A 12,620-nucleotide genomic window follows, 5' to 3' on the forward strand; every position below is an offset into this window, starting at 1 on the left:
CTACCTTGGTAACACATCGCGCAGCCCAGGCCAAAGAGCTGGAAGTTATTGAGCCTGCCTAACTTCCTTCGGCCCTGAGGTTTCTCCACATTTTTTATCGTAGCCTCAATGTGTTAGGCCACACATTGGGTTGATGAAGGTGCGCGCATGGCGCAATCTTCTTGGCGACGAAACCAAAAGACGATTGCCGACCCATGCGCGCAGGCCAAGTATTGCAGAAGTGTTTGTCGACCTCACTAGGGACCATATACAGGTCCAGAGCGGGCGTGCTCTTACGCGCTGTCGATGCGTTGCTTGGCTGTTGGCGACTTACTTTGATGGATATAGCTCGCGCATGGCCCGGCGCTGAAAAAAGTGCGCGCCCCGATGAAAGCGTTGGATCGATTGCTAAGCAATCCCTATCTGCATGCCGAACGCGAGCACATTTATACCAACATGGCGCGCTGGCTATTGTGTAGTCCTCGGCCGGTGATCGTGGTGGACTGGTCGGATCTGAAGGCGAATAAATCCTGGTGCCTGTTGCGTGCAGCTGTACCCGTCGGTGGACGGACACTCACGATACTGGATATGGTGTTTTCGGGTAAGCAGCAAGGTACGCCGGCAGCAGAGAAGCTATTCCTCCATCGCCTCAAGCAGCTGGTTCCTCCGGCGTGCAAACCCATCGTGGCACCGATGCGGGCTTTCGCAACCCATGGTTTCGTGGAGTGGAAGCGATGGGATGGTATTGGGTCGGACGTTTGCGCCACCGCACATTCCTGACCCGGCCTGACACGATCAGCGATCCATCATGCTGGCTTCCTTGCCGCTCGCTGTACCTCTTGGCCACCTCAGCGCCACAGGATTTGGGTTTAATGATGATGACGCAAAGCGACCCGCTGCTTGGGTGCTTGGTGCTTTACCGCAAGGTGCCGCGCGGTCGTAAACATCGCACGTGTTTCGGGGAGGTGGCGCGCAGCAAGCTCAGTCGTCAGGCCGCAGCGCGTGAGCGCGATCCCTGGTTAATCGTGGCGTCGCCGGAGTTGGCGTTGAGCGCGCGTCAGTTGGTCAAACTCTACCGACGACGCATGCAGATTGAGCTGTCGTTTCGCGATCTGAAGTCACACCGCTACGGCCAGGCGTTCGAGGATAGCCTGAGCCGCAAAGACCGCCGCATTGAGGTCTTGTTGCTGCTGAGCGCATTGGCTTCGTTTGCGAGTTGGATCACGGGAATGGCCGCTGAAGCGATGGATATGGGTGCATGGCTCGCTCCGCATAGCGCAAAACGGAAAATCTATTCGGTATTGCGCACAGGAAGAGAGGCGTTGGTTAGACGGTGGCCCCTGGGATCTCCGACACAATGTTTGGAGTCGTTAAAATCCCTTCCTCACGACGTGCTCGAGCAGATGGGATTTGCGGCATGAAACGTGGGGAAACCTCAGCTGCTGAGTTGCTTTGCGCCTTGTTTGCGAGGCTATCGCCATTGCAGCTACGACCGATGCCCTTTGAATAAATTTGCGTCGTTCCATGTGATCGCCTTGATGGGCATGCTGACTCGCTGACTTAATCCGGCCTTATAACTATTCGGTAACCGAGCCACCGCCATAGACCACTACAGAGATCTCCCCAAAGTTGGCAAGTGCCCCTTGTGTGTTGTAGGTCTGCACAGTGACCTGTGAGGCATTCCTGTTATTGAGAACAAGGAAACCGGGAGCAGTCGCTAACATGCCGGAGATTGCGAAAAGAGAATTTGCCATTGGCCTGGAGAATTGGATTTCATATGTCCCAGTAGCAAGCTGAGTTACGGACGCGACGTTAAATGCGGCAGCGATTGCACTTGGCCCGGATAAGTTGCCGTTGAAATCCACCCATGCCGAGGCCATGGCATTAGTGCCGCTAACCGTGCCGTCAAGAACTGGCGCTGCGCCGCTCTGCCCATAAATATTCCCAACCATCGAAGCGTTATGAAGATTGCCAGTGACGGCTCCATACGCCACATAGCGGTTCGACGTTGTTCCGGTGGCACCATTCACGTCATCAAACCCGCAACCAAAACAGTTCAACTGGGCTTTGGTATTGCCGGTTGTATCAAGGCGAATACAATTCATTGCCTGCACTGAGGCGGCGCCGTTTCGCGTGAAGTCGCAACCTGTGAAGGTGTAAGAAGCGTTGTGAAGATAGTGATCGATCCAGACATCGGCAACATTCCCGTTGCCTTCAAAGTGGACCCCTTGCATGATGACAGCGGCGACGCCATAGCTACCGGCGTTACTGAATCGTACTGCGTAGCGTTGGGCTTCGCTGGTCCACGAACCCATCTGGCCATTTCCTTCAAATGAGCCACCCACAAAGGTCAGCTCAGACCCTCCAGAAAAGAGGGCCCCGTGTTGCCGATTGGCAATCCAATGGCAGGAAAGGAACACAATTTCGTTGGGAGTCGAACCAGTCGTTGCACCGCTGTTAGGGTTCTGTTCGCCATATGTACCGTAGCTGCAATAATTGAAGGCACAGCGCTCGAACAAAATTCCGATGGCATCCACTAATGAACAACCTGTTGTAAACGCAACGACTTGAAGGTCAGAAACAGTTATGTCGATTAGATGGTCCAAAAGCAGGCCTGTTTGTCCCACTGATGTATCAGGGCTCAACCCTTCCAGTTTGAAACCACCTATTACCATCCTGAGCTCCGAACCACCCGATGACCAATCACCGCCTGTTAGAGTGACGAACGTGCTATTGGCCGAAGCGCTGTTGAAGACAAGTGATGTGCAATGTGCGCCGTCACCAACAATCGACACACGCCCGTTTCCGTCCAGCCCGGAGACGGACGACATGTCCCAAACCAGCGGTTGCGAGATCAAGTACTTGCCCGCAGGAATTTTCATTACTACACCGGGGGTTCCCGTTACCTGAGCAGCGTATGTCCATGCGGCCTGAAAGGCTGCAGTGTCGTCAGTGGAACCATTCCCTACTGCGCCAAAGTCCTTGATGTTGATGCAGGCAGAGGAAGAGCTTCCTTGTGCCTTTGCTTGCGCCGCCAGAGTCATGGCTGCAATAACCGAAGCGCCTTGTATGAACTTACGCCTTTCCATAGATGCCTCCCTGTTGAGCGCTGTCTGGAATAGACCATCACCACAGTACGAACCAAGTTTTCGGCTGCTACGTTGTCCCTCCCCAAATGATTTTACGTCAGTGGCGCGTCTGTAGAATAAGGGTATAAGGGCCCGGAGGCTGAGGTTTCCCCACGTTTTTCATAGTGAACCATGCATGCCATCAAGAGTGCCGCCGACAAGTGATCGCAGTCTTGCAAGGCCTAACCACGATGGTTCGATGGGCCATTGCCTGACCAATGCTTCGCGCCCTACAAGGAGCACGGAATAGAGTTTTCGCTTTGATTTTATAGGTGACAGCCAATCGGCGATTCCTGATGCATCGCAAGCCAGCCCAGCGAGCCAACTGGCAAACGATGCCAAGGCATGAACCAGCAGCAAGATCTCGATGCGTGCTCCCTTGCGCGTAAGACTGTCTTCAAAACCTTGGCCATACCGGTGCGACTTCAGATCCCGAAACGACATTTCGATCTGCATACGCTTGGCATAGATGCTCACTAAGGCATGCATGGCACCTAACGACTGTGAAAGACACTTCTGCAATACTCCGCTTGCGCGCATGGGTCGGCACTCTTTGTTGCTTGGTCGCTTTGAAGAATGCGCCATGCGCGCACTGTTTCGCCACCTCGAATAGATGCAACTTATTGATTGACTAGTGCGAAACGTGAGGAAACCTCAGGGCCGGAGGTAGTTATCAACCTCAATCGCCTCCAGCCCTTTTCGCTTCACAACGACTGTCACTTCAACAAGTGGTCGAAGCTTCCTTTCTTGAAGGCCGACTCAACGTAATAAATGGTCTTCTCATAGATGCCCATCTGCACGTCATCGAACTCCGCTTCGTGCTTCTCGTCGTACTTCGGATGTTCATCATCATAATAAGGAAATCTTAGTCGAGCCTTCTTCTTTTCGATAACCGCAAGATCGATAAGGTCGCGAGCCTCTTCTTCGCTGAGAAAGATAGGAGGCTGGACATGCTCATCGGGGAACGCATCCATCAATGACGTGTAGCCTTCCTTGTGAACAATTTCCGCTATCTCTTGGATTAGCTCGATTGGCATGAGCACTTCTCGTTTGATCATGCGTTGACTACCTTTTTTAGCGCGCCTGGATAGTTCTCGATGATCTTGCCGAATCTGTCGATTTTGACGTCGCATGGTTTCATCATCGATGCCAGCTCCGTAAGCAGCGCAGTCAATTGAATTACCGACATGGGTTCGGAGACGTTGAGCAAAGGATGGTCGTAGTCTTTTACGTTGAACACCAAACCCTTTGGGATCCTGCTTCCCCTTGGGATGATCCACACTTGACCTTCCAGCGATTTCGCCGCCAACGTTTACACGCTGTCGGCAAAGGAAAGACCTTTCGTGACGTTCGGATACACCATTTCCAATCCGGTTTCCGGGTCTGGCCTTACGTCCAAGTCCTTCCTTCTTGGCCCATCGGCACGAAAAATTTTTGGCGCGGCCGAATTTCCGCCGCCTCTAAATATTCCGTGCAAATCGTTGTACAGCTTCCAGATTTCGTCCGGGCCAATGACCGTGAACTTGCCTTTTGGAAGGCTAATCGACATGACAAACTCCTTTTGATGCAGCCGGGCAAATCGGTTAGAGGATGATTTCTGGAATCATTCCAGGCGGTGCTGATTATGGAGCACTTGCGGTTATGAGGAATAGCGAACAGGTCGAACATGGCAATTTGTTTCTGGCGCGCCGAAAGCGCCGCAAAGCGGCGCGCGGAGAGAGTGGGATTGTTCGGCCCATCCATGGGCCTCACCCTTCCGCGCTGCGCGCTCCAGGGCCAGCCTTCGGCTGTCCAAATTCGTTTCAGACGAATTTGTCGAACCGGATGGGTTCTCATCATGGCCACTCTCTCCGCCACCCAATAAAAAAGCGCCCACCTGGGGCGCGTTTTTATTGGGTGGCGGGGAGAGTGGGAGTAGAACCCACCGTAGGCTTACACCTACGGCAGTTTTCAAGACTGCTGCCTTAAACCACTCGGCCATCTCTCCGTTTTACTTTTCGCGCAGGTGCGCCTTGCGCACCTCTACGGCAGTTTGACTCCGGGCATCCTGCCCTCCGCCCCTTCGGGGCCATCGGCTTCGCCGATGTTCGCTTCGGCATCCTGCCTTCGCGTCAAGACTGCTGCCTTAAACCACTCGGCCATCTCTCCATATTTTGTATGCGAGTTCCGTGAAAGTCGCTGGACCCCGGCGTTCGCCGGGGCGACGATTCCGCGTATGCAGACTCGCCCGCAAGGCCGCCAATCCTATCAGGAATCCCGCGCCTGCGAACCGGGCCGCCCCTTCCGCGACAACGCCACCAGCGCCCAGACCGTGATCGCCACCGGTACCAGCGCGCCCAGCAGCGGGAACAATGTGGCTGGATAGCGCAGCACCATCGGCAGCAGTTGCGTGGCGGTGGCGAAGGCGATGATCCACAGGCGCCAGATGCGGCGCTTGCGGGCGATCCAAAAACTGGCCAGCACCAGCGCGAGGGCGATGAGGCTGAAGATCAGGTCGAGCGTGGGGATTTGCCACACGCTGGCGAAACTCAAGCGCGTGCCGATCACGGAGGCGAGCACGATCATCAGGAAGTAGCTGGAGTAGAACTCCACCTTGTCCCATGAGCGGCTCGCCGCGGTGGTCACGCAATTTTCTCCGCGCCGGCCATGTAGGGGCGCAAGGCTTCGGGCACGGTGATGGAGCCGTCGGCGTTCTGGTAGTTCTCCATGACGGCGATCAGCGTGCGGCCGATAGCAAGACCCGAGCCGTTGAGGGTGTGCACCAGTTCCGGCTTGTTGGTTTCCGGGTTGCGCACGCGCGCTTGCATGCGGCGTGCCTGGAAATCGGTGCAGTTGGAGCAGCTGGAGATTTCGCGGTAGGTGTTCTGGCTGGGCAGCCACACTTCCAGGTCGTAGGTCTTGGCGGCGCTGAAGCCCATGTCGCCGGTGCACAGCATCATCTTGCGGTACGGCAATTGGAGTTTCTGCAGCACTTTTTCGGCGTGGCCGACCATTTCTTCCAGTTGCGCGTAGGAATCCTCGGGGCGTGCGATCTGCACCATTTCCACTTTTTCGAACTGATGCTGGCGGATCATGCCACGCACGTCGCGGCCGTAGCTGCCAGCTTCGGCGCGGAAGCATGGGGTGTGTGCGGTGAAGCGTAGCGGCAGTGCGTCGACATCTTGAATGGTGTCGCGCACGAGGTTGGTGAGCGAGACTTCGGCAGTGGGAATCAGGTAGCGTCTGGTGTCACCCACTTGCGTGGCGAACAGGTCTTCTTCGAACTTGGGCAACTGGCCAGTGCCTTGCATGCTTTCGGCGTTGACCAGCAGCGGCACGTTGCATTCCAGATAGCCGTGTTCGCGCGTGTGCAGGTCGAGCATGAATTGCGCGAGCGCGCGGTGCAGTTGCGCAAGCTGGCCGCGCATCACGGTGAAGCGTGCACCGGAGAGCTTGGCGCCGGCTTCGCCATCCAGCCAGCCGTGGCGGGCGCCAAGGTCGACGTGATCCTTCACTGGGAAATCGAACTGACGCGGCAAGCCCCAGCGGCTGATTTCCTGGTTGTGGTTTTCGTCCTGGCCCAGCGGCACGGATTCGTGCGGCAGGTTGGGAATGCCCAGCGCGATGTCGGCCAGCTTGGCCTGCACCTCGGCCAGGGCATGTTCGTTGGCCTTGAGCTTGTCGCCGATGCCGGCGACCTCGGCCATCAATGGGGCGACGTCCTCGCCCTTGGCCTTGGCCTGGCCGATGGCCTTGGAGCGGGTGTTGCGCAGGTTCTGTAGATCCTGCGTTTCGGTGGAGAGCTGCTTGCGTTGGCTTTCCAGCGCTTCCACGGCCGCCACGTCCAGCGTGAAGCCACGGGTTTCCTTCAGGCGCGCGGCGGTTTCGGCCAGGCGCGAACGCAGCAGTGCGGGGTCCAGCATGTTCGGATCCAAAAGTTTGGGCGAGAACGCGGGATTATCGCTGTCGGGCCGCTACCGTCGCAATGCGAGCGGCTAGGCAGGTTTGCGCTCCCCGCGCCCGATCCACCAGGCCATCACCGCGCCGGCCAGCAGCCAGCCGACCAGTTGCTCGGCCAGCGCCGCCCAGGTCAGCGCGCCGGGGAAGCGATACCAGTTCCAATACGGCACCAGCACCGACAACCAGGCGAACACGGCTGCGGCAGCGGCGATGCCCATACGCCTGGCGAAACCGATGGCGGCCAGCCCCATCACGCAGGCCAGTGCCAGCGCGGCCAAGGTGTCGGACGCCCATTGGCGCGGAAGCTGGCGGTGCATGTCGGTCATGTCCTCGCCTTGCGGCAGATAGACCACCCAGGCGTACGGGGAACTGCTGGATTTTTTCGCATAGGCGGCGCGGGCGGACTGGTCGTTCCATTGCTTGGGATCGAAGCTGGGCAGGATGTACACGCCGGGTGTGTCGCCCAAGCCTTCGTGCAGGCTGCTGAGCACCACGTCTTCGTGCACGGGCTGGTGGATGCCGGGATTGCCCAGGCCCAGCAGCATGTGCGCGACGAAGCCCCAGAAGAACATGACGATGCCGCCGAAGATGGCGGCGACGAGGATGCGCATGGCTGCCCCTTCCCGTTTGGATGGTGGGAGGAATCTAGGCGCTGGGCGGGACGAGTGCAAACGGTCTGGCGAAGGTTTGCCGGGCGACCGTAATGGGTAGGTTGGGTTAGCGAAGCGTAACCCAACGATTCCCCAGGCATGCGTTGGGTTACGCTTCGCTAACCCAACCTACTTGAGATTCTCGCCAGTATGGGAATCGTGCATAAGCTCTTTTCCTACGATTTCCGCGCCTGCTTTCTTGCCTCGCGCAGCGCCAGCAGCTTCTCGCGCAGCTTCAATTCCAAGCCGCGCTCCACCGGTTCGTAGAACTCGGTACCCGTGAGCGCATCCGGCAGGCATTGCTGGTCGAGCGCGATGCCGCCTTCCGCATCGTGGTCGTATTGATAGCCTTTGCCGTAGCCCAGGCCTTTCATCAGCTTGGTCGGTGCGTTGCGCAAATGCATCGGCACTTCCAGCGTGCCGGTTTTGCCGACGATTTCGCGCGCCTTGTTGTAGGCCATGTAGGCAGCATTGCTCTTGGGCGCGATCGCCAGCCAGATGGCCAGTTGCGCCAGGCCCAGTTCGCCTTCGGGGCTGCCGAGGCGCTCGTAGGTATCCCACGCATCCAGCGCCATGCGCCAGGCGCGCGGTTCGGCCAGGCCCACATCTTCAACCGCCATGCGCGTCATGCGGCGCGCGAGGTAGAGCGGATCGCAGCCGCCGTCGAGCATGCGCGTAAGCCAGTACACGGCGGCATCGGGATCGGAGGAGCGCACGGATTTATGCAGTGCGGAGATCTGGTCGTAGAACTGCTCGCCGCCTTTGTCGAAGCGGCGTGTGCGATCGGCCAGTACCTGTTCCAGCGTGACTTCGTCGATGGTGTGACCGTCGGCCAGTTCGGCGGCGATTTCCAGCAGCGTCAGCGCGCGGCGCACGTCGCCATCGGCAGCCTGGGCGATCAGGCGCAACGCGGACTCGGCCACGTCCAGTTGCAGCGCGCCCAGGCCGCGTTCGGCATCGGCAAGCGCGCGGCGCAAGGCGGCCACGATGTCATCCACCGATACCGCATCCAGCACGTGCACGCGGCAGCGTGACAGCAATGCGGAATTCAATTCGAACGATGGGTTTTCGGTGGTGGCGCCGACGAAGATGATCACGCCGCGCTCGATATGCGGCAGGAAGGCATCCTGCTGCGCCTTGTTGAAGCGATGCACCTCATCGACGAATAGCACGGTGCGCCGCCCTTGCGCGAAATTCACTTCTGCTTCGGCCAAGGCCTTGCGCACGTCCGGCAGGCCGGACAGCACGGCGGAAATCGCGCGGAAATCCGCCTCCGCATAACGCGCCACCAGCAGCGCCAGCGTGGTCTTGCCGCAACCGGGCGGGCCCCACAGCACCATCGAATGCACGCGCCCTGCTTCCAGCGCGCGGCGCAGCGCCTTGCCCGGCGCGAGCAGGCGTTGCTGGCCGACGATCTCGTCAAGGCTGCGCGGCCGCATGCGCTCGGCCAGGGGCTTGAGCTCTTCCGCGTCGCTGTCGAACAGTTGCGGGGTATGTACGTCGCGTCGTTCCATCGGCCGATGATAGGACATTGGGCAGCGGGCGCCTCGGTGGCACGGCGCTTGCTGGCCAAAAAGCGGGCCGACTATTATCCGAAAATCATTTGTTGCATTAATGGTGCGAAGCTTAGACCAGGCTTAATCCGGCGCATGAAACAAGCGGTTTCATTGCATCCATAATGCAAAGCTTAGGGCAGCCTTAGCGCATTTTCTTTCGCGTTATCAAAGGCTTCAATTTAATGTAATTGTTACTGAAATGTCATAGACGCTCTCTACGGTGTCGGCCTTTCTCAACCCCAGCCGATACCGGAAAAAAAAAATGACATCATCGACACTTGCGCTGTACCGCCGTTCGTCGATCTATCTCGCCCTGGGCGTCGCGTTGAGCATCGCCGCACCCATCCATGCACAAGACACGGCCGCTGCCGCCAGCGGTCCCAGCGCGGTCGATAATGCCGATGCCAGTGCGTCATCACAAAATGCCAAAACCCTGGCCGGGATGCAGGTAACGGCCAATACGGCGGTGAGTTCCATTGCGCCCACGCAAGGCTCGACCGTGGCGACGCAGCCGCAGTCGATCATCGGTAGCACCTACATCCAGGAAAACGTTCCGCCCACCGGCGACTACACCGACGTCGCCTCCATCGCGCCCAGCGTGTACACAGTGACGCCGAACGGCGCCGGCTTGATGGAGGCGGCAGTGGTGTCCATTCGCGGCTTCCAGGACGGCCAGTACAACGTGACGTTCGATGGCATTCCGTGGATGGACTCCAACGATTTCACGCACCACTCCACGTCGTACTTCACCAACCAGGAAACCAGCAGTGTGGTGGTCGACCGTGGCCCGGGTACGGCCAGCACGCTGGGTAATGCCACGTTCGGCGGCACCATTGGCGTGGAATCGATCAATCCCAAGAACGAGTTCAACATCAATCCTTACATCAGCTTCGGCAGCTGGGATACCGCGGTGGAAGGCGCGCGCATCGATACCGGCCGCTTTACCAGCAGCGGCACCAGCGCCGTGATCAATCTGCAGAACGGCGATTCGGATGGCTACCTCACCTACGCCGGCCAGCGCCGCCAGAGCGTGTTCGCCAAGGTGGTGCAGCCGCTTGGCGAAAACACCACGCTGACCTTCGCGGCGATGTGGAACAAGCTCAACCAATATGTGCCGTTCGGCGCTACCAAGGCGCAGATCGCGCAGTACGGCGTCAACTATGGATTGAACAACGATCCGACCAGCCAGGCCTATTACCGCTACAACAAGGACGAGATCAACACGAACATGGCCTATGTCGGCCTGCATTCGGAGTTCTCCGGCTGGACCATCGACAACAAGACCTACACCTACGGCTACAACCATTTCGGCTTCAACGGCGTAGATCCGAATGGCGAAACGCCCAATGGCACTGCCTATGGCCCGGACAACGTGCCCGGCCAGCACATGCGCAATACGAACCGTTCGTGGGGCGACATCTTCCGTCTAAGCAAGGAGATCGGCCCGGGTGAGCTGCGTACCGGCGTGTGGTACGACCATCAGGACGATATCCGCTGGCTGTACGAATTCGACGATACGCTCAACGTCTTCAACCCGATCGTCAACACCAGTGCGCCGACCTTGCAGGAAGCTGCGGCCGATCGCCGCATGAACGACTCGCTGGTGACGATCCAGCCGTTCGTCGAATACCAGTGGAACATCACCGACAACGCGTATTTCGTCGGCGGCGCGAAGTACAACTACTTCAAGCGCAACCTCGATGCCTCGGTGAACCAGAAGACGGGAACGCCGCTGAACTACTCCAAGGACTGGAACGTCACCCTGCCCTCGGCCGCGTTCCACTATGCGTTTACCTCAAACTGGACGGCTTACGCGCAATGGGCCAAGGGCTTCCTGGCACCAAACCTCAACCTGCTCTACGTGCCCAATCCCGCCTTCTCCGATAGCGCTGTAGCGCCGGAAAAAACCACCAATATCCAGCTCGGCACCACCTGGAGCAGCGACCGCCTGACGCTGTCGGCTGACGTCTACAAGATCAACTTCAACAACTTCGTGCAGAGCCACAAGGTTGGCGGCCTCACCTATTTCTACAACGGCGGCGGCGTGCACTACAAAGGCGTCGAGCTGGAAGGCACCTACATGCTGGGCGGTGGGTTCAGCGTGTACGCCAACGGTTCGCTCAACCGCGCCATTCAGACTGCCGATAACCAGTGGAACGCGAATACGCCACACAAGACTGCCGCGCTGGGTTTCATCTACAGCAAGGGTCCCATCTACGCATCGCTGGTCGACAAGTTCGTCGGCAAGACGTATTACACGGCCAATGCGGAAAATGACACGCCGATCGGCGGCTACGCAGTGACCAATTTCGCCGCCAGCTACACATTCGACCCGCACATCAGCGACGTGAAGGACTTCAAGATCGGCGTGCAGATCAATAACCTGTTCAACAACACCACCATCAACTATCTGGCTGGCGTCACCGGCCAGGACAACACCCCGTTGTACTTCACCATCCCGGCGCGTAACTTCAACTTCACCGTGTCGGCGGACCTGTTCTGATGAAACGCATTGCGTTCGTGTTATGCATGCTTCTGATCGGCCAGCCCGCACTGGCCGATGGCGATGGTGGGCAGGTTGCTGTCGTCGAAGTGTCGAACCTGCTGCCGCCTCCGCCGGCAGCAGGTTCGGCTGCGGCCACGCAGGACCTGGATGCCTTGCTGGCTGTGCAAAAGTCGCGCACCGCGCAGGAGATGGCTGCGGCCAAGGCGGACGTGGAGCATTCCATGTTCCGCTTTGCCGATGCCATCGGTTTGGCCGCACAACCTGCCACGTTGCCGAAGACGGCGGCGTTTTTCGATCGCGTGGCCAAGTTCGACAAGGCGCAAGTGAAGCAGGCTAAGGCGTATTTCCACCGGCCGCGGCCTTCGGTGGTATCCAGCCAGGTGCATCCTTTGTCGCAGGAAAAGAACGGCGACTGGAGCTATCCCAGCGGACACGCCACCTTCGGCTACACCACGGCAGTGCTGCTGGCGAACATGCTGCCGGAAAAGCGTGCGGAGATTTTTGCGCGCGCGGATCTTTATGCGCAGCATCGCATCGTGATGGGAGCGCATTTTCCTAGCGATCTGGAAGCGGGCAAGCTGGCGGGCACTGTGATTGCGGCGCAGATACTTCGTGATGCGCAGTGGCAAGGGGATTACAACGCTGCGCGTGGTGAGTTGAGGAAAGCGTTGGGGTTGCCTTGAGTGAGGGTGCGAATAAGCTGGGTTACGCTGCGCTAACCCAGCCTACGCACTATGCATTCGCGTCAAGGGGAATCCTCGTAGGTTGGGGTGCAAACCCCAACGTCCGAACGTATGGAGAGGGCGACGTTGGGGTTTGCAGCCCAACCTACGTGGGGCGCGGCAGGATGAAATGACGATAG

9 protein-coding genes, 1 tRNA gene and 2 pseudogenes are annotated in these 12,620 nt (G+C 58.4%); 3 read left to right on the plus strand and 9 right to left on the minus strand.

Annotated elements, in window-relative coordinates; all coding sequences use genetic code 11:
• Window positions 1–194: 194 nt before the first annotated feature.
• Window positions 195–1,400, plus strand: a pseudogene (locus ACTHNE_RS15050) (IS4 family transposase).
• A gap of 156 nt (window positions 1,401–1,556) precedes the next feature.
• Here the strand turns inward: ACTHNE_RS15050 and ACTHNE_RS15055 are convergent.
• From ACTHNE_RS15055 to ACTHNE_RS15095, 9 genes and pseudogenes are all read right to left on the minus strand, one after another.
• The gene (locus ACTHNE_RS15055; protein WP_440269676.1) at window positions 1,557–3,068 is read right to left on the minus strand and encodes a glycosyl hydrolase family 28-related protein; all 1,512 of its coding nucleotides are present in this window, start codon (window positions 3,066–3,068) and stop codon (window positions 1,557–1,559) included.
• Window positions 3,069–3,227: 159 nt separating this feature from the next.
• A pseudogene (locus ACTHNE_RS15060) lies at window positions 3,228–3,611 on the minus strand (transposase); the annotation flags it as partial.
• Between the two features lie 212 nt (window positions 3,612–3,823).
• Window positions 3,824–4,387: a hypothetical protein gene (locus tag ACTHNE_RS15065; RefSeq protein WP_440269677.1), complete on the minus strand. Its 564-nt coding sequence runs from the start codon at window positions 4,385–4,387 to the stop codon at window positions 3,824–3,826.
• Window positions 4,388–4,419: 32 nt separating this feature from the next.
• Window positions 4,420–4,656 carry a hypothetical protein gene (locus tag ACTHNE_RS15070; protein ID WP_440269678.1) on the minus strand — a complete coding sequence of 79 codons (237 nt, stop codon included), beginning with the start codon at window positions 4,654–4,656 and terminating at the stop codon, window positions 4,420–4,422.
• A gap of 348 nt (window positions 4,657–5,004) precedes the next feature.
• A tRNA-Ser gene (locus tag ACTHNE_RS15075) sits at window positions 5,005–5,094 on the minus strand.
• A gap of 260 nt (window positions 5,095–5,354) precedes the next feature.
• Window positions 5,355–5,732, minus strand: coding sequence for an LrgA (locus tag ACTHNE_RS15080; RefSeq protein ID WP_324945553.1), 378 nt, complete (start codon window positions 5,730–5,732; stop codon window positions 5,355–5,357).
• A complete protein-coding gene (serS, locus tag ACTHNE_RS15085; protein WP_440269679.1) occupies window positions 5,729–7,009 on the minus strand; it encodes a serine--tRNA ligase in 1,281 nt (426 codons plus the stop codon). The genes ACTHNE_RS15080 and serS overlap by 4 nt, the downstream gene beginning before the upstream one ends.
• 72 nt (window positions 7,010–7,081) lie before the next feature.
• Window positions 7,082–7,657 carry a hypothetical protein gene (locus tag ACTHNE_RS15090; protein ID WP_324945547.1) on the minus strand — a complete coding sequence of 192 codons (576 nt, stop codon included), beginning with the start codon at window positions 7,655–7,657 and terminating at the stop codon, window positions 7,082–7,084.
• Between the two features lie 215 nt (window positions 7,658–7,872).
• Window positions 7,873–9,210 carry a replication-associated recombination protein A gene (locus tag ACTHNE_RS15095; RefSeq protein WP_324945545.1) on the minus strand — a complete coding sequence of 446 codons (1,338 nt, stop codon included), beginning with the start codon at window positions 9,208–9,210 and terminating at the stop codon, window positions 7,873–7,875.
• Between the two features lie 304 nt (window positions 9,211–9,514).
• Here ACTHNE_RS15095 and ACTHNE_RS15100 point away from each other — a divergent pair, with 304 nt between their 5' ends.
• Together ACTHNE_RS15100 and ACTHNE_RS15105 are read left to right on the plus strand one after the other, a co-directional pair.
• Window positions 9,515–11,755 carry a TonB-dependent receptor gene (locus tag ACTHNE_RS15100; RefSeq protein ID WP_440269680.1) on the plus strand — a complete coding sequence of 747 codons (2,241 nt, stop codon included), beginning with the start codon at window positions 9,515–9,517 and terminating at the stop codon, window positions 11,753–11,755.
• Window positions 11,755–12,441 carry an acid phosphatase gene (locus ACTHNE_RS15105; protein ID WP_324944156.1) on the plus strand — a complete coding sequence of 229 codons (687 nt, stop codon included), beginning with the start codon at window positions 11,755–11,757 and terminating at the stop codon, window positions 12,439–12,441. Before ACTHNE_RS15100 ends, ACTHNE_RS15105 begins: the two co-directional genes overlap by 1 nt.
• Window positions 12,442–12,620: the final 179 nt, after the last annotated feature.

This window comes from Dyella sp., assembly GCF_051954575.1.
Classification (GTDB): Bacteria; Pseudomonadota; Gammaproteobacteria; order Xanthomonadales; family Rhodanobacteraceae; genus Dyella_B.